The organism is Mesorhizobium sp. M00.F.Ca.ET.216.01.1.1 (genome assembly GCF_004010325.2).
Lineage (GTDB): Bacteria > Pseudomonadota > Alphaproteobacteria > Rhizobiales > Rhizobiaceae > Mesorhizobium.
Genome location: NZ_SADR02000019.1, coordinates 105,428 through 130,272, shown reverse-complemented (window position 1 = coordinate 130,272; position 24,845 = coordinate 105,428). Strand labels below are relative to the sequence as shown.

Here is a 24,845-nt window from a genome sequence, read left to right as displayed (position 1 = left end):
CGTAGCGATGGCATTTCAGTACGATGGGGCGCATTGTTGTTTGTGTACGCCATTTCCGAAGACCTAGAGGACCGAAGCCGCGCAGTGTGCTTCCAATTACCCTAGGCGATCGGCGTTCAGGCCGCGATTGGTGGAGGCTAGGGTGCTTGAGTCCCTATATCTCAACCTCGGTCAGCACGATGCCCTTTCCGACGAGGAAAAGGCCTTGCTGGCTGGCGCCATGTCGTTCGAGAAGGATTTTTCGACCGGACAGGACCTGGTTTCAGAGGGATCCAGGCCAACCTACAGCACGTTGATCCTTGAGGGTCTGGCCGCCCGCTACAAAGTGCTCGAGGATGGCGGGCGGCAATTCACCTCATTGCAGGTGCCGGGCGATTTTGTCGACCTTCACGCCTTCCTTCTGAAAACGATGGACCACGGCATCGTGGCGCTGTCGCCTTGTCGAGTGATTATCGCAGAGCACAACCGCCTGAGGGTCATCACAGAGAAAGCTCCACATCTGACCCGGCTGTTGTGGCTCGATACTCTTGTAGACGGCGCGATCCACCGCGAGTGGATCGTGGCCATGGGGCGGCGGTCGAAGACAGCGCATCTTGCCCATCTTGTCTGCGAGCTTTTCGTGCGCCTGCAGGTCGTGAAGCGCACCAACGGCATGAGTTTCCACCTACCACTGTCACAGGCCGAGCTGGCCGATGTGCTTGGCCTGTCTGTTGTTCATATGAACCGGGTAATCGGCGCGTTGCGTAAAGTTGGGGTGATAAGCTGGGCGAATTACACTGTGACCATCTTGAACTGGCACCGGCTGCAGGAAATCGCCGAATTCGATCCAACCTATCTCAGCATGGTGCGGGAGCCGCGGTGAAAGGCTCAGCTGAGTGCTTGTCGGATTTCCGGAGGGGAACGGCACTGTCATGGAGCCCCTGCGTGCCCCCTATCAGGTCGACGTAAGGCATGGATAATCACTTCGCAAACGCTTCCGATCTCTTCATCGATCTCGCCGCTGGGATGCCCTCTGCGTCCGCCGCCTCATGGCCTCATCAGCCAAGTCGGTTACTACCAACACTGGATCATCGATTGCGCCTTGAGGCATGTGCGTAGAAATCCAGCGATATAGAAAATCGGCGCCGCGTGTGCTCATGGCACTGTAATATAGCTGCGCCAATTCGGTTTTCGTCTTTTCGTCACCAACATTTGATATAGGCAGGATTTGTATATCCGCGTACACGGGTTCGTATGGGCAAGTTAAAGAGTAACCCCGACCCCGCCTCCGAGAACCACTCGTATGAGGTGGAGTTCTTTGCGAAAAAGCATGGTCTCTCGCTAAAAGCCGCGAGGGTCATTCTTTATTCTAACGGGCCGTCGCGGACTATGTGTGACGCGGCGGCGAAGGCGTTCGTCGCGGCTGTTGCTGCTAGGGAGCAAGACAAAATGCGCGTCGCGTCGACTGCCCTAATTTGCGGACGATCTGAACCCTGATGCATGTTTCGGTAAGTCCCGGACACCGATTAAAGCACCGGACAGGCCACCGAACGTGGCGTGAACACTGTCGCGACCCGCTTTCGATTTCGAAAGTGGGATTCCACGTCAACGCCTCCTACACACAGGCCTAAGCCATTTCGATCCACACCCCCACGTCAACCAGCATTGTCGCACCGCGATCTAAGATCCAAGGATCGGCCTGTTGGCGTCGGCGAACGAACAGGCGCGTGATCGGCTTGAGATGGAGATCAAAAACGGGCTGGAAGCTGACTCGCAAGTTAATGAGGTAACGTACCGAATTGTCTCAAACTGTCTACCGGAAGAGAACTTTTCACGCGCTATGCTCAGCGTGGCTGTGGCGGGGGAAGTCGTGCAAAGAGTAAGCTTCGAATTTCTGGAGTCAGCTGGAGAAATGGCTTCTGCTGTGCGCGCCTATGACTGGGCTTCAACTTCGCTTGGCCCGATCGAGAGTTGGGGCGCGTCGCTGAGGACGGCCGTGGGCATTATGCTGAGCTCTGCCTTCCCAAAATGCATCGTCTGGGGGTCTGAATTGGTCACGATCTATAACGACGCATTCCGACCGCTCCTGGGCGACAAGCCCGAAGCGTTGGGCAGGCCGTTCTCGGAAGTTTGGGCCGAGGCGTGGGACACCATTGGGCCGATCGCAGACAGGGCATACGCGGGCGAAGCCACGTTCATCGAAGACTTCCCTCTCGTGGTCGATCGGCATGGCTATCCGGAGCAAGCCTGGTTCACGTTTTGCTACAGTCCCATCCGCGACGCGGAAGGCAGGGTCGCCGGTATGATGGACACGGTTATCGAAACGACGGGTAAAGTCAGGGCCGAGCAGAACTCCCGCCTTATCAATGCCGAGCTCGCCCATCGCATCAAGAACCTACTAGCAATGGTATCCGCCATCGCCAACCAGACATTCCATTCGGCTTCATCCATGGAGGAAGCTAAGGCCACGCTTAGCAAGCGTCTCTCGGCGCTAGGAGAAACTCACTCAGTCTTGGCGGAAGAGAGCTGGGGCGGTGCGTCTGTAAGAGCCGTCATCGAAAGGGTTCTATCTCCCTTCCAAAGCGTGGGGGGCCGCATCAGCATGGAAGGTCCGCCTCTTGACCTCGCAGCTAGGCAGGCGCTGTCGCTGGGTTTGGCGATCCACGAATTGGCCACGAACGCCTCCAAATACGGAGCGCTGTCGGACGATTGCGGTCGAGTGACCATTTCGTGGAAGATCGGCAGGCCTGGTTCGGACGAAGAGTTTCGTCTTGTTTGGGAGGAGCAAGGAGGCCCCGTCGTTGACGAGCCCAAACGTCGCGGCTTCGGTTCGCGACTGATCGAGAAAGCACTAGCAGGGGCGTTTCAGGGTAAGGTGCAAGTCCACTACGCTCCGGAAGGACTTCGATGTGAGCTGTCCACCACGATGATCAACATCCGCATCGAGGCCGCAGAGTTGGAAACTCCTTCGGCAAGAGGAGACTAACGTAACGAGGTCCGGGATCAGACCGGTTTGCTGCGCACGCGATGCAGGCGCGCAACCGCATCTAGCATCTTTTGCAATGGAGCCGTCCCTTTTTTGCCTACTGGACCGCAGAGTGGGCAACGCTCGCAGCAACTTTCGTGCTGCATCGGCCTTGATCGCCGTTCTCCCTACATTTGTTCTTTTCCTCCTTGCAGGGTCATGGAAGGATCTGGGGCTGCCAGAAGCCATGACGGCCTTGGGCGTAGGTGTCTTGTTCTACGCCATGGCGGATCTCGCGCGCAGAGCAGGCCGGCGAGTGCAGCGAAAGCTATGCAAGGAATTAGGTGGGTTCCCCGCAAACACACCGAACTTAGCCATTTCGATACGATTTTGGATTCCGGCACGAGGGACCGGTTCCGCAACTTTCTCGCAAGACAGATAGGCAAGACTGCGCCGACGCGCGAGTCAGAAGACGCTGACCCGGCCGGCGCCGCCCAGTATTACGTGGAGTGCAACAACTACCTGCGGAACAACATCTACGACACCGATCGCTTCCGCGTCCTTTTCAATGAAAACATCAGCTACGGCTTTAGAAGGAACCTCTACGGCTTGAAGGCATACGGCATTGCCATCAACCTGCTGGCGGTTCTGGCGGCATATGGGCTGTATCGTTACCACATTTTTGCGGTGACTAGAGGTACCGTTCTGGACGCGTCGAAAACCTAAGGCCGTCAGCTGACGACGTGCTGTGACGTCCTTTCATAGGCGGGTTTGATGGGCGATCTTGCGGTTGGATTTCACTGGGAGCTGTGGGGCGGTCATCTAAGTTAACGTTGCATAGACGTGTTCGCTAGTTCGCTAGTGGATTGATGCCGACATAAGAGTCCTTTGTGGGATTCCCACGAGTTTGCCGGCGTGCGAGTCTTCAGGATGCGTACTGGCATCACCGTCCACTTGAACCCGACCGATCGCAAGCGCCTGCAGGTGATTGTTGACAACCGCAACAGCCCCAGAAGCACGTCTGGCGCGCCCGGATCGTGCTGGCCACGGCCGACGGGCTGGGCACAGCGGCGATCATGCGCACAGCCGGTGTCAGCAAGACCGCCATCTGGCGTTGGCAGGCGCGGTTCATGGAAGAGGGCGTGCCGGGTCTGCTGCACGATAAGACGCGGCCCGCGCGGGTCCCTAAGCTGGCTGACGAGGTGGCCGAACGGATTGTAGCCCTGACCCTGGGCGAGCCGCCCGGCGAGATCACTCACTGGGCCGGCCGGGTGATGGCCAAGGTCGCGCGCGTCAGCCTGACTTCGGTGCAGCGCATCTGGCGCGCTCAAGCTGTCCAACGATCCCACTTTTGCGGCCAAGGTCCGCGACATCGTCGGCCTTTATGTCGATCCGCCGGCTCACGCCGTCATCCTCAGCGTCGATGAGAAGTCGCAGATCCAAGCCCTGGATCGCACCCAGCCAGGTCTTCCCCTGAAGAAGGGCCGGGCCGGGACCATGACCCACGACTACAAGCGACATGGCACGACCACCCTGTTCGCCGCCTTCGACGTGCTGGACGGCAAGGTCATCGGCCGCTGCATGCAGCGCCACCGGCATCAGGAGTTCATCCGCTTTCTGAACGCCGTCGAGCGCGAGGTCCCGGTCGGCAAGACCATCCACGCCATCCTCGACAACTACGCTACCCGCAAGCATCCCAAGGTGATCGAATGGCTGGGCCGACACCCCCGCTGGATGTTCCATTTCACGCCCACCTCGGCCAGCTGGCTCAATGCCGTTGAGGGCTTCTTCGCCATCCTCAAGCGCCGCCTCAAGCGCGGGGTTTTCAAGGGCGTCGTCGATCTCCAGGCCGCCATCAACCGCTTCGTCGCCGATCATAACCAGCAGCCAAAGCCCTTCGTCTGGACCGCCGATCCTGACAAAATCATCGCCGCCGCCGCGCGCGGCCATCAAGTGCTGATTTCAGTCCGATAGCCCTTGGGCATGTCAGCGCGGCAATCCTATCGTCGCACCGGATGTCCGATCTTCGGCTAGCGACCAAAGGGGAAGTTCGACCCTTCTGCGGCGTTCCTGCAGAACAGTCCTATGGCAAGTGATGGCCCCAACCAGACGGCAGCTGCCACCGACCCCCTTCAGGAAAGGACCTTGCCGAGGAATCCAAGCATCTCGTTGTTGAATTCCTCTGGCCTTTGCAGCGGCGCAAAGTGGCTAACGCCTGGCAGGATGATCAAATCCGCTGTCGGAATACTCCGCGCCAAATAGTCGGCGTGGTCGCGCTTGATGAACTCGTCCCGCTCGCTTTGCACGATAGCAACGGGCAGATGGATACGAGCCAAATCGCCTGCTGAATAATTGGGCTCGGTCTCCATCATATGGCCGACGGCTTTAACAAATGCGTCGAATTGGTCCGGCGTGGCCGACAACGCGGCGTAATCCTTGGTATGGCGGCTGAAACATCGGTCGAGAACTGGGCTTGGCTCGATTTCCTTCGTGCCACTGGGGTCCATGTTGCAGCCGAAGAAGAACACGCATGCAACGCGATTCGGGGCTTGCATGGCGAGGATCAAGGCGATGCACGCCCCATCGCTCCAACCTACGATGGCCGCCTTCTCCAAGCGCATTGCATCCATCACAGCCAGGACATCGGAGGCCATCAACTCATATTTGAAAGGCTGCGGATCGCGCGTGCTGCGGCCGTGCCCGCGACTATCGATGAGCACAGCGCGATAGCCGGAACTGACCAGCGCCGGGACCTGAAAGCCCCAGTTGCCGCTATGGCCGAGGCCACCATGCAACAGGATCACTGGATGGCCAGACCCGGAGGTGGCGTACCAGATACGAGCACCGTCATGTTCCACATAGCCTTCATCGCTGGCGGTCGGCAGGGGCAAGGCGCCATTTTCCTCGAAATCTCTTAGGTCGTCGTCGTAAAATTTCATGCCTTGCTCCTAGATCTCGCTGATGTCATGAACATCATATCGGACCATAGTCCATCGGTCACGGAGCTCGCGCCGAAGTCCGCTTTTGGCACCCTTTTGCTCGTTCCAACGGATCAGACAGGTGGCAGCAAACCAACCTCCTGCGACATTCGGAATTTCTGCTTCCGGGCAGGGTCGGAACGCCCTTCCACGACCGGGACGGAGGTTTCTGCGCGGGTACCAGGCGTCAGATTCTATCCACTAGGTCTTCGCCAAACGTCTTCTCAGGCGAAGAATAGGTTCGGCAGCCATGGATTCCGGGTATACCCATCCAGATCGTCCCAACGTTTGCCGTAGACTTGACTCGCCTTTCGTTGCCTAGGTGCCGGCTATTGTGGCGCACCCGCGACCTCGACCGTGGTCGCCGGGATGTCTGCTTCCGAGCAATCGCAAATCTGGCCCGAACGGGCGACATCGGCGCAGAGCTGCCGTTCAGAATCTGAAGTGTGGACGTCGCCTTCGGGTCATGGGCGTGAATTCGACCGGTGGCGAACGAACTTCTGAAGGGGTCATCTTCCGCCATTCCGAACGGGTACTAAGTGTCAGATTTTTTTCGACTTGCTGACGGAAGGTAGTTACCAGAAATGGAGGAAGCCGGCGACGATCGCGGACTTTTCTTGGGCTCTAGTACGGTCTCGCAACCCATTCACCTGATGCGGATTGGGCGAAACCGATAAGGCGGTCTTCGGGTTCGGCTTCAGGGAGAGCTTTATTGTCGTCATACATGCGACGCCGGGGCCGCTGTTGTTCGTGTCACACTGGCCTAGGGTAAGCGATACCTCGGGCAGTTGATCTCTATCCCATACCAGGGGCGAACTTTCTTGTGCCTTGCGGAAGGCGGCAAGCGCCTCGGCTTCGGTCGGAATAACGAGTTCAGATGTCTTCGGCGCCGGCGGCGGTGCCAGAGGGGCAGGGCAAAGAGAAGGATCCGCCTCAATCGCGGCGGTGATTTCCGCTTTCGAAAAGGCGCGAGTCTCGTTTGAAGAGCTGGAAACAGCGAACCACGTACCGCCCGCGCCGGCGACCAGGCCGCCGGTCGCAGCTAAGGCGAGAAGAATGTTTTGGTTCATTGGAGCTGACCCCTCTATTTGAACACGCGTTCCCTTATGTGTTGAGATTGAACCAAAAGCGCTGTTTCACGCCCTTCTCGCTAGGGATGTCGAAGTACCATGGATCAGCACGCCGCGGACGGGGAGTAGATATAGATACTTCTTGGATGCAGCTTTCGCCGTCGCGGCCGCCCGTGCGGCGACGATAGGTAAAGCCATCGTTGCCATTGTTGCCAGCGCGACAAACATTGACCGTTGTTACGCATTTGTTCGGTTCCGTGCGGTTTCCCTCCCGGCCACGCTCGCTGTAGCCGACCTTGGTTCCTTCGGGGCATTGCTCGTAAACTTCCCCCCCGGGCTTGCCGGCCTTCGCCTCGTTGCAGATCGGCCATGAGAAGCCGGGCTTTGCCATAGCTGAGATCAGCTTCTTCATGGGCGGAACGCAGTATGGAACGCCGTGCCAGGATGGATTGGACGAAGCCGCGCACAACAGTTCTTGGCAGCCCCAAGAGGCATCCTGAGCCATTGCGGTGCTCGGCAGCAAGGTGACAGCGGCAAGGCCGCTTGCGGCGCCTCACCCATCGATTGCGTGCACAGTCTCGTAGCCGCAAGGTAGCGCAGGCCTTAGTCGCCAGAGCCCCGGATTCGATGCGGTGCCATTTTGTCGATATAGCTGATCTCGCGCTGTTCAACGAAGATTTGGATGGCGAAAGCCCACCTGCATGGGCTGAATTCCGGGCGGCAATGCGTAAACCGACGCGACCTTGTTCATCACGCCCGAGTACAATCGTTCGATTCCTGGTTGCCTGAAGAATCACAGAACCAGGAATGGTTTGCTGCCCGTCGCGGTGCGTAGCATGGCTAATTTGGCTTCCCCAATTCGCGAAAGACCGCGCACCAGGAGCGGTAGTCGTCTTGGTGGCCATTGAAGAGTGCACTCGGAGCGCAATGCGCTGCGGCAGTCTTTGCGCCCGCTAATCCCTTGAGTCAGATTGCTCGACGTCATTCTACGCCGCGATACCTGCGAACTGCATCGATCGCTGACAGTCGGTCAAGCTTCCTAATCGCAACCTTCACTCGCGATGGTCAGAGGAACAAATCTGGTTCACGCAAATTCGTATTAGACGGAGCTGCAATACTCACTGCAGGAGAACACGATGGGATTTTTCGGCAAGTATTTTTCAGGGCTTCTGGCGAAGAAACCGCAACAGGAAAAGCTCGGTGGCGACATGCGTAAGGTTACTGGCGCTGGTCCAGCGCTCGCAGCTCATTCGAAGGACGCCAAGACCGCCGCCACTACAGGCCAAAATCCGACAGCAGCAAGGAAGAAGTCCGACAATTGACGACAAAAACAATGGGTCACTGGCGGCGTGGCCATATCTCTCGCATGAACAACGGGCGCTGCGATGGCGAGCTTCAATCTACCTCAACCCGAGGGCACCGTCCCAGCGCCAGGCACAGTTGATTTCGGGGATTTGGGCGAGGTCACGCCCCTCAGTCGGGCCTTTGGCGGTGATCGGGGCACGCCCCTAGACCGCTACTATATCGAGAGTTTTTTGCAACGCCATGCTGGGGACGTCAGGGGGCGTGTCGCGGAGATTGGGGACAATGTGTACACGCAGCGGTTCGGCCGCGAACGGGTGAACCATTCCGACATCATCGACTCGCCGGAAAGTGCCAATCCACACGCTACAATACGCATTGACCTTCAAAACGAAGAGGCGATCGATGCTTTCTGCTTTGACTGCATGATCGTAACCCAGACGCTGCACATGATCTACGACGTACGCGCGGCTCTTGCCGCGATCCATCGAGCATTGGCGCCAGGCGGGGTCGTGTTGGCGACGGTGCCAGGCATTACTTCAATTGATTCTCATGACGGGCCGGAAAAATGGTTCTGGGCGATGACGCAGACTGCCGCTCGCCGACTTTTCGAGGAAAGGTTCGGGCCTGCCGGCGTGGAGGTTGAGCAGTTCGGCAATGTGCTGGCTGCCACAGCCTTTCTGCAGGGACTTGCTTTCGAGGAGATCGATCGCGCAAGCCTCGATGTCGTCGACCCCTTGTATCCTGTGATCACGGGAATCAGGGCCACCAAATCCTGACTCATCCCTTGGATCTGTTACGGGCTCAGGGGACTGAGTGCAGGCGGGCCTTGGCGTGGCGCGATCCAAGCAATTGACGGAAAATCTGACTCGTCAGGATCGCCGACTGGCGGATGTCGAAATTGGCGTGCGCGCGCTTGACACTGGCGCTCGCCATCAGCTTCAGCCGTGCTGGGTTGGATAGAAGCGCGAGCGCTGCCTGCGCCACGCCCTCCCAGTCACCGGGATATTCCGACACGATACCTGGCCATTCGCTGGTGCCGACGAGAACCCCGGTTTCGCCGGTTGCGATGATTTCGGGTATGCCACCGACACCGATCGCCACCACGGGGACGCCAGATGCCATGGCTTCCAGGATGGTGAGGGGCATCGCATCCGCGCGGGAAGTGTGCAGTAGCAAGTCGAGTGCCGGATAGATCCGATGCGGTTCGCGTGCTAGGCCGACCATGTGGATGCGCGATTCCAGCCCGGTCCGTCGCACCTTGGCTGTGAGGTCATTTTCCATCGACCCTGTCCCCACCATCGCGAAATGTACCTCAGCCCGCCTTTGCAGCATCAACTCGGCCGCTTTCAAAAATTTGTCGGGACCTTTTTCCCAAGCCAGCCTGCCGACGAATCCGACCAGCATATCTGTCGGTCCGACCTGGATGGTTTGGCGGAACTCTGCCGGGTCAGCCGAGAGGGGATGGTAGACTGTAAGGTCGACGCCATTAGGAACAAGGCTTACGAACTCAGGCGCCAACCCTACTGCGAGCGCCTGGGACCACGCTTCGCGACAGACTACGATGGTGTGGCTGCCGGTAGTGCGAGCGACGCTGATTTCCTGTGGCTGGAGGCTCATGCCATGCAGCGTGGCTACTGTGGAAATTCCGCTTAGCCGCCCTGCTATAGCTGCGACAGTGTGGGCGTTCATCAGGTGGGCGTGGAGAAGATCGACGCCGGTTTCGCGAATCAATGTGCAGATCAGCTCGACTGTGCGCCAAGGCGGATCGTCACGCAGCGGCGCGATATAGACTTCTCGTCCTTCGGATCGCAGCAAGGCGGTATAAGGGCTCTCAAAAGGGCACAGGAGCGAAACCTTGAACTCGTCCGATGGAAGGTTTGCGGCAAGATTGCGCACGTAGTTTTCCATGCCGCCGACGATGGCGTTGCCCAAGACCTCGAGGATATGCGTGCGCTCGTCGGTCTGGCCGCCTGACAGCACACGCGGTGTCCTGGCCATTAGTTTCCTCCTTGCGATTGGCGCAGCCTCAGCCAGTCCATGGCCGTACCCCACATGATGGCCTCTCGGTCATCCGCCGGGATGTCGAGTTGATCGAGAATTGCGGTGACCTCGTCGATTGCCGCGCGGATATGAGCGCCACTGCATGGCAAGAACCGGTCGCTGCCGAATTGCAGGGAGCGGGGGCCTATAACGTCGATTGCCTTGCGGAAGACCTCCTCACGATAGATCGGAGGGGGTCCGAACGACAGGTCGAAGCGAAACTGGCTTTTGGCTGGGTCGACGCCGTTGATCCGGTCGATGACGCCGACCGCGTTGGCTTCGTCGCACCATGGCCATCCAAGGTGAGCCAGCGTGACGCGAAGGCCAGGATGATCGCGAACCGCCTCGTAAAAGGACGGCCGGCAGAATCGCCCGGAGCGGCCGTCGATGAAAATTCCACTGTGGAACAGGATGGGCAGCTCGAGTTTTGCAGCGACCGCGTACACGCGATGGGCGCAGTCGTCGTACGGATACCATCCTGTCGGAACCATCTTTAATGCGCGAATACCCGGAAGGGTGGCAGCCTCCTCAAGATCGTCGGCGGATTGCGAATGGAGCGGATTTACAACCGCGAATCCCACAAGGCGATCCGGGTGGCGTTTCACCAAGTCCGAAAGGTAGCGGTTCCCGGCGCGCAAGGACTCCCGATCATCCAGGGAGTATGGTGGAGTGAGGAACGGCGCCAGCAAGAATGCAGCGTCGACACCGGCATCATCGAGCGACTGAAGCACATCCGCGGTCGTTTCCCGACCGGAAGTATGAAGGTGTGCATCAATGATCATATTGCGTTCTCCGCCGCGCCAACAACTTGCGTAGCCGCTGCTCGTTCCAGCAATAATCAGAAATCCCTGCTTTCTTTCTGGTCCGGCGAAGAAAGCCAAAATTCCACTTTGGCGGTGGAACCCGATCCGCAGACGGAGCTTGATCCATCATAAGCCAACCCTAATGCGGATTGATGCAAATGGATCAGACTGTATCCAACCCCTTGCTCGTGCCTTTTGATAACCCGCTCCTGATCTGTTTCTCCCACTTGCGATGGGACTTCGTTTTTCAACGCCCCCAGCATTTGATGACGCGCGCCGCAGAAGCCTACTCCGTGGTGTTCTTTGAAGAACCAGTGTTCGAGCCCGTTCAGAACGCCTTCCTCCGCCGCAAGTCGGTTGCGTCTGGTCTGCAAGTCGTGACGCCGGTGCTGCCGCACGATCAACCGGGAACCCAGATCGACAAAGTCCTCGCACATTTGCTGGATAATCTGGTGGCAGACATTGATCATGACCAGTTGGTGACTTGGTACTACACCCCAATGGCCTTGAAGTTTGCGGCAGCGTTGCAGGACGATGTCTGTGTCTACGACTGCATGGACGAACTATCGGCCTTCAAGGACGCACCGCCCGAACTTGAGTTGCTGGAGCGGCAACTCTTCCGCAAGGCCGACGTCGTGTTCACAGGGGGCATGAGCCTTTATGAGGCCAAACGGAGCCAGCACCCGTTCGTACATGCATTTCCGAGCAGTATCGACACGGCACACTTCCATCAGGCGCGCCGCCGCCAGGCAGACCCAGCCGACCAACAAACCATCCCGCGACCTCGCGTCGGCTTCTTCGGCGTGGTTGACGAGCGTTTCGACATCGACCTGATGGCTCGAACCGCTGCGGCGATGCCGGATGTTCAGTTCGTCACCCTCGGCCCGGTGGTCAAGATCGACCCTGCCACCCTGCCCAGCGGCCCAAACATTCATTGGTTGGGCGCCAAGCGGTATGCCGAATTGCCAAGCTACATGGCTGGTTGGGACGTGGGATGGATGCCGTTCGCCCTCAACGAGGCCACGCGGTATATCAGCCCGACGAAGACCCCCGAGTTTCTCGCCGGCGCACTGCCCGTGGTCTCAACTGCCATCGTTGATGTGGTCCAAACCTACGGACGTCACGGACTGGTACAGATCGCTGACGCAGCCTCAATGCCCGCCGCCTTGCGCATGGCGTTGCGCAAAGATGGCGGGGACATGGCCGACGTCGATGCATTCCTGTCCCGCATGTCGTGGGACGCGACCTGGGGCGCCATGCGAGACCTGCTGACGCCGGCTAACTTGCTCCCGGCAACGTCCAACCAGTTGGCTGACTATGTTTGACTGGCTGGTGGTCGGTGCCGGGTTTGCCGGCAGCGTGTTGGCAGAGCGCCTTGCCAGTCAGCGCGGAGAGAAAGTGTTGGTCGTTGATCGTCGGAGTCACATCGGCGGCAACGCTTTCGATTGGTATGACGAAGCCGGTATCCTCGTTCATCGCTACGGGCCGCACATCTTCCATACCAACGCCGAAGCCATTGTCACTTATCTGTCTCAGTTCACCAAGTGGTACCCCTACGAGCATCGGGTGCTCGCCAATGTCGATGGTCGGCTTGTGCCGATCCCAATCAACCTTGATACGATCAATCGCCTGTACGGTCTCGATCTCACGTCGGAGGAGATGGAACAGTTTCTCGCCGCGCGCAGAGAGAACGTCGGCGAGGTTCGCACGGCCGAGGACGTGGTCGTGGGAACTGTGGGGCGCGAGCTCTATGAGAAGTTCTTCCGGGGCTACACCCGCAAACAGTGGGGCGTGGACCCCTCCCAGCTCAGCAAGTCGGTGACGGCTCGAGTTCCGACACGAACCAACCGCGACGACCGGTATTTCGCTGACACGTTCCAGAGCATGCCGGCCGGCGGCTATACGCGCATGTTCCAGCGAATGTTGGCCCATCCCAATATCAAGATGATGCTGCAGACCGACTATCGCGAAGTTCGAGACGTCATTCCACATCGGCGCCTGGTCTATACTGGCCCGATCGATGAATTCTTTGATTTCAGGCTGGGCAAACTGCCGTACCGGTCTTTGCATTTCGACCACGTCACGCTTGATCAGCCGCAGTTCCAACCCGTGGCGGTCGTCAACTACCCCCAGACCGAGGCCTTCACCAGGGTCACGGAATACAAGCATATGACGGGGCAGCAGCATCCCCGGACCAGTCTGACCTATGAATATCCAACGGATGACGGCGATCCATATTACCCGGTGCCTCGGCCGGAAAACGAAGCGCTTTACAAGCGATATGAGGCACTCGCGGCTCAGCAAACCGATGCGGTTTTTGTCGGTCGGCTGGCGACGTACCGGTACTACAATATGGACCAGGTGATTGGCCAGGCGCTCGCCGCATTCAGCCGCATACAAAGGACGGGCGCGCGGGCCCTTCCAATCATCAAGGGCGCGGCGGGATAGCCATGGTGGAGATCTGGGGCGGCGTCGAATGCAGCGTGGTGCGTGTAGGCGATGTAGTCCGAGATCAGCTCGTCGAAACCGGTCATTCGGTACGCAGCGAGGATCTGGATCTCGTTGCTTCCCTCGGCATCAAAACCCTGCGGTATCCGGCTCTGTGGGAACATGTTGAGGCGGCGGACGGCGCGCGCGACTGGGCATGGCTAGATGAGCGGCTCGAGCGGTTGCGCGAGATCGGCATCAGCCCTGTGGCAGGCCTTCTCCACCACGGAAGCGGGCCTTCCTGGACGAATATCCTCGCATCAGATTTTGCCGAGCATCTCGCGGCCTTTGCCGGACGGCTGGCGCGTCGCTACCCGTGGATAAAGACTTTCACACCCATCAACGAACCGCTCACGACCGCTCGCCTCAGTGGCCTCTACGGCTTCTGGCAACCGCACTGCGCCGACGAGGCCACTTGTTTCCGGCTCCTTGTCGCCCAATGCCGCGCGATCGTCAAAGCCATGGCAGCAATCCGCAAGGTCATCCCAGAGGCGCGCCTTCTCCAGACCGAAGATGTCGGAAGAATATTTGCGACGCGGGAGCTACAGTACCAGGCTGACTATGAGAACGGCAGGCGATGGTTGTCGCTTGACCTGCTTTGTGGGCACGTCGATGCCGGCCACCCGTTTTACGAACGTCTGCTTGGCGCTGGTGTCGATCCTGTCCACTTGACCGAGTTCGAGGCCGCGCCCTGCCGTCCGGACCTGATCGGCGTCGACTACTACCTTACCAGCGACCGGTTCCTCGATCATCGCGTCGAAAAGCACGGTGCTGAACCCGTTGGAGGCAACGGGATCGAACCATATGTGGATATCGCGGCTTTCCGGGCGGGACTCCCCGCCCACGAACTCGGTTTTGCTCCACGACTGCGAGAAGTCTGGGCCCGCTACAACCTGCCGCTGGTGGTCGGCGAGGTCCACAATGCTTGTACCCGGGAGGAACAGCTCCGCTGGTTCATTGAGGGATGGCAGGCGGCTAAGGAATGTATCGCGGCGGGTGTTGATGTGCGAGCCGTCACTGCTTGGTCGCTCTTCGGCGCTGTCGACTGGAACTCTATGATGATGCGCGCGGACGGATACTACGAGTGTGGAGTGTTTGATGCGAGGGCGGAGAAACCGCGCAGGACGATCCTCGCGGACGCGATTTCGGCCTTGGTGAATGGACAATCGTTCGACCATCCGGTGCTGGAACAGAACGGCTGGTGGCGTGCGCCGCGAAAGGACCTTAGACAATCGCCAACAATCCGGTTGCGGGGATTTGACCGCCGGCTATCGATCTTAGGGGAGTGCTGCAGCCGCCGAAGGCTCCCGGCCACAGCGACGCATGTCCTGGAATCGGGCGACGCGTGGGTTGAGCTAAGCGTGGGCACGGCTAGGCACGGCGCCTTGATCGTCTTGTATGCGCACCATGCAGAGGGCCTCACCTTATCTCTCGAGCTGTCTGATATTTCGGACTGGATTGCTGCTTGTAACGCATTCCTCGACTTAGTGGTCGACGGTCTTACCGGACACTTTGAACTTGTTGCTGTGGATCACGACAACCAGTACCGCGTCGCCGAACGCACCTCGCGTGAGCATGACGCAGCCATGGCTCTTTAGGATAAATTCCAAGACCTGACCTGGACGGTTGGAATACCCTATGGCTGCCGGTCAGGCCGATCTCGGCCCAAGACGGTTACAACGCTGGTCGGCGCAACCATTGGCCGCGGAGCGCATGGCGAAGGCCAAAAGCGCGAATGGCCCCGCGCGGGAACCTATTCGGCAGCTTGGCGGTTTACGCTGCTTTCGGCCATCTCGGTCAATTTCTGGTCAGTCGCCTGCTGCCATAGCGAATCATCTCGTAATGCTCAACCGCCTAGGCGGACGCTATCAGGCCTCCTCAAGGAGGCCGTCAATGGCCGGGCAATCAACGCCCTTCACCGCTTCGCCATGCAATTCAAACCTGCTCCAAACGCGCGATGTGTTGCTTCGTCTGTTCGAAGTGCTCTTCGAAGCCAGCCTTCAGATCTGGGTCCGTGGCTCATCTTAGGCAGAGTTTTTTCGATCTGCTGCTCGGCATAGTAAATACCCGGCAAGGTGTGTAGTCCTGGAGAAAAGACCCATGGCGCTATCCTTTCAGACTTTGGTTTCAGCGACATTCGAAACACGAGACATCGAAGCTCAGCGACGACTGTCGGCCCCCGCATGGAGGCTGCGACATGCGATATGTGAGGCAGTTCCGTCAGTGGCTGGACGCCGGTATTTAGCGCGGTTCTCGCACCATGCTGAGATAGGTCGCATCGAATTCGGCGATCTGTCGTAATCGCTCCCAGTCGACAATCGTCAACGAGTGATCCGTCCAGGCGATTGCGCTAAGCTTACGCAATTCCCCAATAATGCGGTTCATGTGGACGAGCGACAGTCCCAACAGGTCGGCGAGCTCGGCCTGCGTCAGCGGCAGCCGAAAGCTTAGACCGTTTGTGCGATTGACTACTTCAATCGGACGTAAAGCTCGCAAATCAGATGGGCCAAAAAAAAATGTGAGGTCCGTGTCTTTCGCCCCATCGAGACGATCCATTCCCGGTGAATCGCTCCGTCGACCAGCGTGTCCAACCAAAGAAGGCGCGTGAGATGGGGCGCGGTCTCGGTAAGCTTGCGAAGCCGATTATGATCAGCAAAAAGGACGCGGCACGCCGACAAGGCTACAATGCCATGATCCATGGCTTTGAGAAGAAAGGCATGGAGATCGACAAAGTCTCCAGGCACCTGCGCGATGTAAACTGCCGGCCGCCGTCCTCCAACACTTTGTAGCGCGCTGCCAACCCCTCGACCAACAAAGTACTGTATCGCGGTCGAGACCCTGCAGAAACCAAGTCCTGGCCTATGGAAAAATCCCGGCCTGTTGTTAACGTCTCGGCTAGCAAGGACCGTTCGGCAGCTGAACGACATCATGTTGTTCAAGCTGCAGAAAAAGAGAATCAAGCATCATTCGCCTCGAAGGTCCTGTGTAGGAGCGCCGATCGCCTTGGACAAGATGACCGCCCGTCGCTGATTTGCAGCCCACGTCGCGGCCACAATCTGATGCATCTTGATCCAAAATGCCAGCGCGGCGGAACCGGGGATACTCGCGGAGATTTTGGGGTGCTCTGCGGTGATCGCAATGAACCGATATTTCTTCGATGTCTATAACAGCGACGGCCATGTACTCGACAAGGAGGGTCAGCTGTTCGAGTCGCGGGACCGTGCGCGGGCGGAGGCCGTTCGCATCCTGCACGATATTGCACGCGATGAGATGCCTGATCGTGACCTCGTAAAGATTACGGTGAAGATCAGGAGCGACAACGGCGCCCAGATGCTTGAGGTGCGCGCATGCCAGTGTTTGCCCATCACGACAATAACAAATGAGGTCGAAAGCGGACAATATTTTTTCGGAACGTTTTCTAAAGCCGAAAATTCTTGTGGCCAGCATTAAACCCCGACGGAGGAGGCTCCTATGCCGAAACGGTTTGTCGACAAGGAAAGAATTGACCGAGCTGACCGGGTAGCAAGGTTGGTTCTTGAAGCGGAACGCCAACACAGAGAGGTCAAGACGGCGCGCTTGAGGGCAGAACGCCTAGCGTTCGAGGGATCCAACCCAAAAGCGCTTCCACAAACAAGAAAGCCTGGGTCGCAGAAGAGTTCAATTGGGAAAACTGTCGAGGTCGATTGACTTTTCTTCGGCGGTGGACGGCCATCATAATGGTGTGCCGTGCGATGCCAACTCGCCTTGGGTCCTAGAGTCGACGTGAGGCGCCAGCGCAATTGGTGGGCGTTGTTGTCCTTGACTTTCCTGCGTCGACCGGTCGGCGCAGGAAGAAACGTTTCGTCTGGACGCTCCTGCGGGGAACCGGCGAGGTCGCTGAATGTTGTCAGTGAAACGAACACGGGAGCAAAATTGATGGCTGACCAGGACAACCGGCGGGAAACCGGGGCGACCAAGTATCCGGAGAAGAAGGCAGCTGATGCCTCCGACCGGTTTTCTCAGGATGCTGCGGGAAACAAGAAACCACGAAGTGGATACGGGCTGACCAAACCAAAAGACCAGGTTGACGACAAGACTCATCAATCGGATGGCCAAAACCCGCCGGCTCGCCCGCCCGCAATTTAAAGGATTGATTAGATGAACGTTGCAAGCCTGCAGGTCGAAGGTCTGCTTATGGCGATTGCGTCGATCAACAACACGCTCGTTCATAAAAGAGTTCTCTCGATCGACGACATCGACTCAGCCTTGCGCAAAGCCGAGGCGTCGCTGATCAACGAAGAGCGCTCGTATCAGGAAATGTCCCCGTCCAATCGGGATGCCTTCTGGTTCTCCATTCGATTGCTACAATTAGCCAACAACGCGCAGTCGGAAACGGACGTGCCGCCATTTTCCGAACTGGCGAAGATGGTGGGCCATACCAAGGAACCGTACAACAACCAGATGTAGTGTTTGGCCCCCGCAACATACCGATCGTCGAGCAACAAGCGAAATGAGCCTCCAATGCCTCGGATCGCGACATTCAATGTCAACGGTGTCAACGGTCGGCTGCCGGTACTGCTGAAATGGCTGACCGAAACTGATGCCGACATCATTTGCCTTCAGGAGTTAAAAACCTCTGACGAGAAGTTCCCTGCCGAAGCAATTGAGAAAGCGGGTTACGGGGCGATCTGGCACGGCCAGAAGTCCTACAATGGCGAAGCGATCCTAACTCAACTCGCGGAAAAGAGCCACTGGAACGGCGACGCGGGTTGCCCGGAGATCCGGACGATACACACGCTACATCGAGGCCGAGGTCGACGGGCTTATCGTCGGCTGCCTTTACCTGCCCAACGGCAATCCCGGACCGGGTCCGAAATTCGACTACAAGCTGAAATGGTTCGAGCGTTTGATCGCCTGCAGTGAACTTCTGCTCAAGCAAGGTGAGCCGACTGTTCTCTGCGGGGACTACAATGTCGTGCCAACGCCGATAGACGCTGTGGTGCCGAGGCGCTGGGTCGGGGTTGCTGTGTATTTTCCTGAGAGTCGGCGGGCGTATGCTGCCATGCTTGATGCGGGGTGTCTCGACGCAGTACGCCTGATTCATCCAGAGAAGGGCATCTACTGGAATTTCTCCTACCAAGGCTGCTACGATCGAAGTTCCGGTCTTCGGATGGACCATCTGCTCCTGAGCCCTTCTCTTTCAAGGCGCCTAAAAAGGGCCGGCGTTGATGTCGAGTTGCGCGGATGGACCAAACCAAGCGACCATGCCCCCGCCTGGATTGAACTGAAGTGGCCGACGCGATCTGCAAAGCTGCTCTGTCAGCCAGATCGAACATCACGCGGTGGTCTCGCAATGCCTTTCGAGACACAGCAGGTTGCAAACGGCCTTGGGAGACCGAGATGAGACGTCGGACGAGCAGGGCGGCATTACGCCGCCCCGCCGGCGGGCTAGATATCGCGCCGAGCCTTGGTGCCTTCCTGATCATCCGGTGTGTAGACATCGGCTGTCGGGTCGAAACCGGTCCATCCGCCGGCTTCGTATTCGGCGCGTCTGCCGGCGACGTCGACGGAATTATATTGCTTCAGGATCTCTTCGGCATTGGGAACAAGATTGTCCTCGACCTTGGCGGTGACCATCGTCCCGCCACGACGAACGCCTTCGGCATAGACATGGGCGTCGTTTTCAGGAACGCCGGCCGTTGTCATCGCGCCGATGATGCCGCCCGCGGCGCCCCCAACAACGGCGCCGCCGACCGCGCCGACCGCTGTTGCTGCCAGCCATCCTGCAGCGACGACAGGCCCGACGCCAGGAATGGCCATCAGGCCAAGACCCGTAAGCAGCCCGCCGGCGCCACCAATAACGGCACCCACGCCAGCCCCGGCGGCCGCATCCTCGCCGGCTTCGGTTTCGTCGCCTTTGTGCCACCCTGTCGCGTTGTTAGCCACAATGCTGATGTCATCGCGCGGCACGCCGGTGGCGACGAGTTGCCCGACGGCAGCGTTGGCGTCGTCGTAATTGTCGAATAGTCCTGTTACGGTTTTCATCTGGTTGGTCCTCGGTTTCTGTTTAATTGTTGCCGGCAACGACATTGCCCTGATAGTCGAGCGCGATCGGCGCGGACTTGCCGTCCTTGCTCGCTGTTCCACGCCAGATGCCGTTGTCGCCCTTCGTCAGGGCAGAGACGCCGGAATATCCTGCCTTTTCGATCGCGCTCTTTGCCTGGGCTTCGGTAAAGCTGTTGGCGCCGGGCACGGGAGCTGCCGGATTGGTGGTGCCGCTGCTGGTGACCGCCGGGGTGGTGCTGGTAGAGGCGGGTGCCGTGGTCGCGACCTTCTCGATCATCTCCTGATGCATCTTTAGTGTCGGCAAAGTCTCGGTCGCGAATGACTTCAAGGCTGGGTTGTCACCATCCTTGGCGTAGGCTTCAAAAAGGCTGACGGCATCAGCATGCGCTGCTTTCTGCATATCGGTATAGGGAGCGTCCACGGGCGCCGCGGCTGACTGGAGCTTTTCGACATCGCTTTTGTGGGAAGTATCGAGGTCAGAAGGGACCTGCAGCTGCTGTTCGCCGGCTATGCTCTCAAGCTTCGCATTGGCAGCGCCATGATCGGAAATCATCTTTTGAGCGAAGTCTTTGAGGCTCTGGTCCTGCAGCTTGTCCTGGGCGATCTTGCTCGACTGCACTTCGAACATTCCGCCGATCGCCGCCTTGGTCACAAAATCCTGGTCCGTTTCCGCGGCGAGTGCAGGCAGGGCCAAAGCCATTGCTGTGGCAAGCGATAGCGTTGCCAAGCGAAGGTTGTGTTTCATGGTGGAATCCCTTGGTTTGAGAGTTGATGAATCCCAATCTCCGTGCGCGGGGTTTGTTCCGGGCTGCTGCAAAGGTTCTGCAGGGAACTCCACCCCTCCGTCTGCGACGCAGCCTTGCGGGGAACTTTGGGGCTGCGGGTGAGTTGCCACGCTTCAGAAGGAGAATGTCATGGCTGACAGACCAAATGCTGAAAAGGTCGGCAAGCGCGCCGCAGCAAAACCTGAAGCGGACGCCAGAGGCCAGTCCGAAAAACGCCACGAAGGCGGGAAGAACGACGGGATATCAAGTGCTAACCCGCGCGTTTTCTCCGGCAAGGATGATGGAGACGCTACGTTTCCACTAAAGCGGAAAAAGTAACAGCGCACATTCACCGAGGGATCATGCTCGGTGTTGGCGTTTTGTACCCGCGGCCCCGAGAAAATCGACTTCGTCGTGTAGTCATTGCAATAACGGCAATCAATCGCACTGTCTCAGGAACATTTTTTCAAGCGGCTGGTTCGGCCCGTCGTATCCACGGGAGAAGGATCATGAAGGCGCTGACCTGGCACGGGAAGAGCGATATACGCTGCGAACGGGTCGACGACCCGACAATTGAGGCAGACCGCGATATTATCATCGAGCTTACGGCCTGCGCGATATGTGGATCGGATATTCATCTCATGGGTGGGTTCGTCCCCGATATGCACGCACACGACGTCCTTGGCCACGAGACGATTGGGTGAGGTGGTCGAGGTGGGGAAGGCACATTCCAAATTCAGGATCGGCGAGCGCGTCGTTGTGCCGTTCACCATCTCTTGTGGCGAATGCCGAATGTGCAAATTGGAGCTGTTTTCGCTCTGCGAGAGGTCAAATCCAGCCGGCGCAAAGCAGGCAGAGCAGATGGGTTATCCAACTGCCGGCCTATTCGGCTATTCGCACATGTACGGCGGCTTCTCTGGCGGCCAGGCCGAATTCTTGCGTGTTCCCTAAGCCGATGTTGGCCCGATCAAAGTGCCAGACAGTCTGACGGACGAACAGGTGCTTTTCCTGTCCGACATTTTTCCGACCGGTTACCAGGCTGCGGAAAACTGCAACATTCAATCCGGCGATACGGTGCTGGTTTTCGGTTGCGGCCCAGTTGGCCAGTTCGTGATCAAATCGGCTTTTCTCCTTGGCGCAGGGCGGGTTATCGCTCTCGACACAGTCTCAGAGCGCCTGGCGCTTGCGCAAGCGTCGGGGGCGGAGACTCTGAGGTATGACGACGAAGATCTGCAGAAGCGCATCCTGGATATGACGGACCGCAAAGGGCCGGATTCAATGATCGAGGCGGTCGGCTTGGAAAGCTATGGGCCAGGCGGGGTTATGGAGACCTTGCAAACGGGCCTTACCGCGATGGAGAGACCTTATGCACTGCAGCAGGCGCTGATGGCGTGTCGACCTGGCGGCACGGTCTCGCTTCCTGGCGTGTTTATCGGCAGCGTTAGCGTGCCCATGGGAATGTTCGTCGGCAAAGGGCTGACGATGAAAACCGGGCAGAGCCACGTTCAACGCTATCTTGAACCCCTTATGAAGCTCATCGAAAGCGGCAAAATCGACCCGTCGTTTCTTATTACCCATCGCATCGGGCTTGAAGAAGGACCGGAGGCCTACAAGACCTTCGCGACAAGAAGGATGGCTGCATCAAAGTCGTCATCAAGCCGTAGCCCACGATGTTTGCAAACAGCGGGAATGGCGTTGACCGAACCAAATCTCGCTCACGGCGTTGAGTTGCGCATTGCGTCATCAGCCGGGGCATTTCCATGACAAAGGGCAAGCTTTCCACCTATCGCGCCAAGCGCGATTTCACCAAGACGAAAGAGCCCAGCGGCGAGCGGTCGATCGCGAAATCGAACAGGCTTCGATTTGTCATCCAGAAACACGCGGCGACGCGGCTCCACTACGACCTGCGCCTCGAGCTCGATGGCGTCTTCAAATCATGGGCCGTCACCAAAGGCCCATCGCTTGATCCCCAGGACAAACGGCTCGCCGTCGAGGTTGAAGACCATCCGTTGGACTATGGCGACTTCGAAGGCACGATCCCTAAGGGTCAGTATGGCGGCGGCACGGTTTTGCTGTGGGATCGCGGGTACTGGGAGCCGGAAGGTTCGCTGTCTCCGCAACAAGCGCTGGAGAAAGGCGATCTGAAATTCACGCTCGAAGGCAAGCGCCTGCATGGAAGCTTCGTGCTGGTGCGCATGAAGCACAATCGTGACGGCGGGAAGCGGACGAACTGGCTGATGATCAAACACCGCGACAAATATGCGACGGAAGGCAATGGCGACGCGGTGCTGGCCAAGTACAGGTCTGTCGCCTCCGGACGAAGCATGGACAAAATTGTGGGAAAGGGTGCCGGGCCGAAGCCATTTATGATGCAAGGATCATCGGCGGGGGATGGCGATGCCGTGTGGGATAGCAATCACGGCCATGCCGCCGATGAGCGCACGGCTAAATCGGCAAAGTCATCTCCGCGTCCGAAACGAGCCGCCCGTGCGTCGTCCGCGAAGATGCCTGACTTTATCGCACCGCAGCTCTGCGCCACGCTTTCCCGCCCGCCGGCAGGAGCCAACTGGGTTCACGAAATCAAGTTTGATGGATACCGCGTTCAGTTGCATGTCGAAAATGGCGCCGCCACGCTGAAGACCCGAAAAGGCCTGGACTGGACGGAAAAGTTTGGCGCCATCGCCAAGGAAGCGTCCAGCTTTCCCGATGCGATCGTCGATGGAGAGATCGTTGCTCTCGGCGAAAATGGCGCTCCCGATTTTGCCGCTCTGCAAGCCGCGCTGTCAGAGCGTAGGACGAAGGATCTGATCTTCTTTGCCTTTGATCTGCTCTTAGCAAACGGTGTGGATCTGCGAAAGTTGCCTCTCTCGAAACGCAAGGCACGGCTGAGCGACATGCTCGGTGAGGTCGATCGTGGCGAGGAAAATCTCATCCGCTATGTCGAGCACTTCACCAATGGCGGCGATGCAGTGCTGCGTTCCGCCTGCCGGCTTTCGCTCGAGGGCATCATCTCTAAAAAGGCTGATGCAGCTTATGTCTCGGGACGAACTGACACCTGGGCCAAATCAAAATGCCGGGCTGGCCATGAGGTCGTCATCGGCGGCTGGTCGACCACCAACGGCAAGTTCCGATCCTTGCTGGTCGGCGTCAATCGCGGCGAGCATTTCGCCTATATCGGCCGTGTCGGGACCGGATATAGCGAGGCAAAGCTCAAGCAACTACTGCCGAAGCTGAAGGAAATGAAGGCGAGTAGGTCGCCGTTCACCGGCGACGGTGCACCGAAGAAAGATGCGACCGTCTTTTGGGCGAAACCGGAACTGGTTGCCGAGATCGAGTTCGCCGGCTGGACAGGCGGCGGCAATGTCAGACAGGCCGCCTTCAAAGGATTGCGTGAAGACAAGCCGGCCAAAGACGTGGAGACGGAGCGCCCCGCAGATCCCCAAGAGACGCAGATTGCACAGCCTGCCAAGGTGACTGGCCGAACCGCGAAAACCCCAATTGTGATGGGCGTCATTATCTCGAAGCCTGACAAGCCACTGTGGCCGAATGCCGGCGACGATGGCCAGCCGGTTACCAAGCTCGACCTTGCGGAATACTTCGAGGCGGTGGGCTCCTGGATGATAAAACATCTCAAAGGCCGCCCCTGTTCGCTGGTGCGAGCGCCAGATGGCTACACCGGCGAGCAATTCTTCCAGCGCCATGCCATGCCGGGCACATCCAATCTACTTGAGCTGGTGAAAGTGTTCGGCGACCACAAGCCATATCTGCAGATCGACCGCGTCGAAGGCTTGGCGGCGATCGCTCAGATCGGCGGATTGGAGTTGCATCCCTGGAATTGCCAGCCCGCCCATCCCGAAGTTCCCGGCCGTCTCGTCTTCGACCTGGACCCGGGCCCTGAAGTTGCCTTTGCGCAAGTCGTCGCCGCCGCCAAGGAAATGCGCGACCGTCTCGAAGACCTGGGCCTGGTCGGCTTTTGCAAGACCACGGGCGGCAAGGGGCTACACGTTGTCACGCCGTTAACTGGTCAGCGAAGCAAGACGACGTGGCCACAAGCGAAGGCCTTTGCTAAGACGGTCTGCATGCAAATGGCCGCCGATAGCCCGGACCTCTATCTCGTCAATATGGCCAAGAGGCTGAGGACGTCCCGGATCTTTCTCGACTATCTCCGCAACGATCGCATGGCCACAGCAGTGGCCCCGCTATCATCGCGTGCGCGCGAAGGTGCGACGGTCTCGATGCCGTTGACATGGGTTCAGGTCAGGGCAGATCTCGACCCGAAAAAATACACTGTCCGCACGGCGCCGAGCCTGCTGAAGAAGACCGTGGCGTGGGCGGAGTATGATGAAGGCGAAAGGTCGATCGTCACAGCCATCAAACGTATCGGTTCAGCAAAGCTTGCCGCATGAAAG

The 24,845-nt window shown here is 58.5% G+C and carries 20 protein-coding genes and 5 pseudogenes; 16 read left to right on the top strand and 9 right to left on the bottom strand.

The window, feature by feature from the left end; all coding sequences use genetic code 11:
• Window positions 1-142: 142 nt before the first annotated feature.
• The 4 genes and pseudogenes from EN859_RS23610 (at window position 143) to EN859_RS23585 (ending at window position 4,918) form a co-directional block, all read left to right on the top strand.
• Entirely contained in the window at window positions 143-862 is a 720-nt protein-coding gene (locus EN859_RS23610; protein ID WP_127854991.1) for a Crp/Fnr family transcriptional regulator, read from the top strand.
• Window positions 863-1,681: 819 nt separating this feature from the next.
• Window positions 1,682-2,965, top strand: a complete 1,284-nt coding sequence (locus tag EN859_RS23595; protein WP_245525671.1) for a PAS domain-containing sensor histidine kinase — start codon at window positions 1,682-1,684, stop codon at window positions 2,963-2,965.
• Between the two features lie 369 nt (window positions 2,966-3,334).
• Complete coding sequence (locus tag EN859_RS23590; protein WP_127854993.1) at window positions 3,335-3,670, top strand: hypothetical protein; 336 nt, start codon at window positions 3,335-3,337, stop codon at window positions 3,668-3,670.
• A 204-nt stretch (window positions 3,671-3,874) separates the two neighbouring features.
• Window positions 3,875-4,918 (top strand): annotated as a pseudogene (locus EN859_RS23585) (IS630 family transposase).
• A 158-nt stretch (window positions 4,919-5,076) separates the two neighbouring features.
• Here the strand turns inward: EN859_RS23585 and EN859_RS23580 are convergent.
• The 3 genes from EN859_RS23580 to EN859_RS23570 form a co-directional block, all read right to left on the bottom strand.
• The gene (locus EN859_RS23580; RefSeq protein WP_127854994.1) at window positions 5,077-5,883 is read right to left on the bottom strand and encodes an alpha/beta hydrolase; all 807 of its coding nucleotides are present in this window, start codon (window positions 5,881-5,883) and stop codon (window positions 5,077-5,079) included.
• Window positions 5,884-6,497: 614 nt separating this feature from the next.
• Window positions 6,498-6,992 carry a hypothetical protein gene (locus EN859_RS23575; RefSeq protein ID WP_245525670.1) on the bottom strand — a complete coding sequence of 165 codons (495 nt, stop codon included), beginning with the start codon at window positions 6,990-6,992 and terminating at the stop codon, window positions 6,498-6,500.
• A 34-nt stretch (window positions 6,993-7,026) separates the two neighbouring features.
• A complete protein-coding gene (locus EN859_RS23570) occupies window positions 7,027-7,404 on the bottom strand; it encodes a hypothetical protein (RefSeq protein WP_348632941.1) in 378 nt (125 codons plus the stop codon).
• Between the two features lie 724 nt (window positions 7,405-8,128).
• On the opposite strand from EN859_RS23570, the gene EN859_RS23565 reads away from it, so the two are divergent.
• Window positions 8,129-8,314 carry a hypothetical protein gene (locus EN859_RS23565; protein WP_127854996.1) on the top strand — a complete coding sequence of 62 codons (186 nt, stop codon included), beginning with the start codon at window positions 8,129-8,131 and terminating at the stop codon, window positions 8,312-8,314.
• A gap of 63 nt (window positions 8,315-8,377) precedes the next feature.
• Entirely contained in the window at window positions 8,378-9,073 is a 696-nt protein-coding gene (locus tag EN859_RS23560) for a methyltransferase domain-containing protein (protein ID WP_127854997.1), read from the top strand.
• Between the two features lie 25 nt (window positions 9,074-9,098).
• Here the strand turns inward: EN859_RS23560 and EN859_RS23555 are convergent, their stop codons facing one another.
• Both EN859_RS23555 and EN859_RS23550 read right to left on the bottom strand, forming a co-directional pair.
• Window positions 9,099-10,295, bottom strand: coding sequence for a glycosyltransferase family 4 protein (locus EN859_RS23555; RefSeq protein ID WP_127854998.1), 1,197 nt, complete (start codon window positions 10,293-10,295; stop codon window positions 9,099-9,101).
• Window positions 10,295-11,119, bottom strand: a complete 825-nt coding sequence (locus tag EN859_RS23550) for an amidohydrolase family protein (RefSeq protein ID WP_127854999.1) — start codon at window positions 11,117-11,119, stop codon at window positions 10,295-10,297. Before EN859_RS23550 ends, EN859_RS23555 begins: the two co-directional genes overlap by 1 nt.
• Before the next feature lie 179 nt (window positions 11,120-11,298).
• Between EN859_RS23550 and EN859_RS23545 the strand changes: the two genes are divergently transcribed.
• Genes EN859_RS23545 through EN859_RS23535 form a run of 3 tightly spaced genes read left to right on the top strand, consistent with a single transcriptional unit; the run spans window position 11,299 to window position 15,225 of the window.
• Window positions 11,299-12,465, top strand: coding sequence for a glycosyltransferase family 1 protein (locus EN859_RS23545; RefSeq protein WP_127855000.1), 1,167 nt, complete (start codon window positions 11,299-11,301; stop codon window positions 12,463-12,465).
• A complete protein-coding gene (gene glf / locus EN859_RS23540; RefSeq protein ID WP_127855001.1) occupies window positions 12,458-13,588 on the top strand; it encodes a UDP-galactopyranose mutase in 1,131 nt (376 codons plus the stop codon). The genes EN859_RS23545 and glf overlap by 8 nt, the downstream gene beginning before the upstream one ends.
• 2 nt (window positions 13,589-13,590) lie before the next feature.
• The gene (locus EN859_RS23535; RefSeq protein WP_127855002.1) at window positions 13,591-15,225 is read left to right on the top strand and encodes a family 1 glycosylhydrolase; all 1,635 of its coding nucleotides are present in this window, start codon (window positions 13,591-13,593) and stop codon (window positions 15,223-15,225) included.
• 155 nt (window positions 15,226-15,380) lie between these two features.
• Here the strand turns inward: EN859_RS23535 and EN859_RS23530 are convergent.
• Window positions 15,381-15,764, bottom strand: a pseudogene (locus EN859_RS23530) (DUF892 family protein).
• 104 nt (window positions 15,765-15,868) lie between these two features.
• Window positions 15,869-16,591 (bottom strand): annotated as a pseudogene (locus EN859_RS23525) (Crp/Fnr family transcriptional regulator).
• 102 nt (window positions 16,592-16,693) lie between these two features.
• On the opposite strand from EN859_RS23525, the gene EN859_RS39550 reads away from it, so the two are divergent.
• The 4 genes and pseudogenes from EN859_RS39550 (at window position 16,694) to xth (ending at window position 19,010) form a co-directional block, all read left to right on the top strand.
• Complete coding sequence (locus EN859_RS39550) at window positions 16,694-17,077, top strand: hypothetical protein (protein ID WP_245525669.1); 384 nt, start codon at window positions 16,694-16,696, stop codon at window positions 17,075-17,077.
• 465 nt (window positions 17,078-17,542) lie between these two features.
• Window positions 17,543-17,752, top strand: a complete 210-nt coding sequence (locus tag EN859_RS23510; protein ID WP_127855004.1) for a hypothetical protein — start codon at window positions 17,543-17,545, stop codon at window positions 17,750-17,752.
• Between the two features lie 12 nt (window positions 17,753-17,764).
• Complete coding sequence (locus EN859_RS23505; protein WP_127855005.1) at window positions 17,765-18,073, top strand: hypothetical protein; 309 nt, start codon at window positions 17,765-17,767, stop codon at window positions 18,071-18,073.
• Window positions 18,074-18,127: 54 nt separating this feature from the next.
• A pseudogene (gene xth / locus EN859_RS23500) lies at window positions 18,128-19,010 on the top strand (exodeoxyribonuclease III).
• A 44-nt stretch (window positions 19,011-19,054) separates the two neighbouring features.
• Here xth and EN859_RS23495 read toward each other — a convergent pair.
• Window positions 19,055-19,651, bottom strand: coding sequence for a general stress protein (locus EN859_RS23495; protein WP_127855006.1), 597 nt, complete (start codon window positions 19,649-19,651; stop codon window positions 19,055-19,057).
• Between the two features lie 22 nt (window positions 19,652-19,673).
• Complete coding sequence (locus EN859_RS23490) at window positions 19,674-20,417, bottom strand: DUF4142 domain-containing protein (protein WP_127855109.1); 744 nt, start codon at window positions 20,415-20,417, stop codon at window positions 19,674-19,676.
• Between the two features lie 169 nt (window positions 20,418-20,586).
• On the opposite strand from EN859_RS23490, the gene EN859_RS23485 reads away from it, so the two are divergent.
• From EN859_RS23485 to ligD, 3 genes and pseudogenes are all read left to right on the top strand, one after another.
• Entirely contained in the window at window positions 20,587-20,775 is a 189-nt protein-coding gene (locus EN859_RS23485; protein WP_127855007.1) for a hypothetical protein, read from the top strand.
• Window positions 20,776-20,945: 170 nt separating this feature from the next.
• A pseudogene (locus EN859_RS23480) lies at window positions 20,946-22,100 on the top strand (zinc-dependent alcohol dehydrogenase).
• Between the two features lie 96 nt (window positions 22,101-22,196).
• The gene (gene ligD, locus EN859_RS23475) at window positions 22,197-24,842 is read left to right on the top strand and encodes a DNA ligase D (RefSeq protein ID WP_127855008.1); all 2,646 of its coding nucleotides are present in this window, start codon (window positions 22,197-22,199) and stop codon (window positions 24,840-24,842) included.
• The last annotated feature ends 3 nt before the right edge of the window (window positions 24,843-24,845 follow it).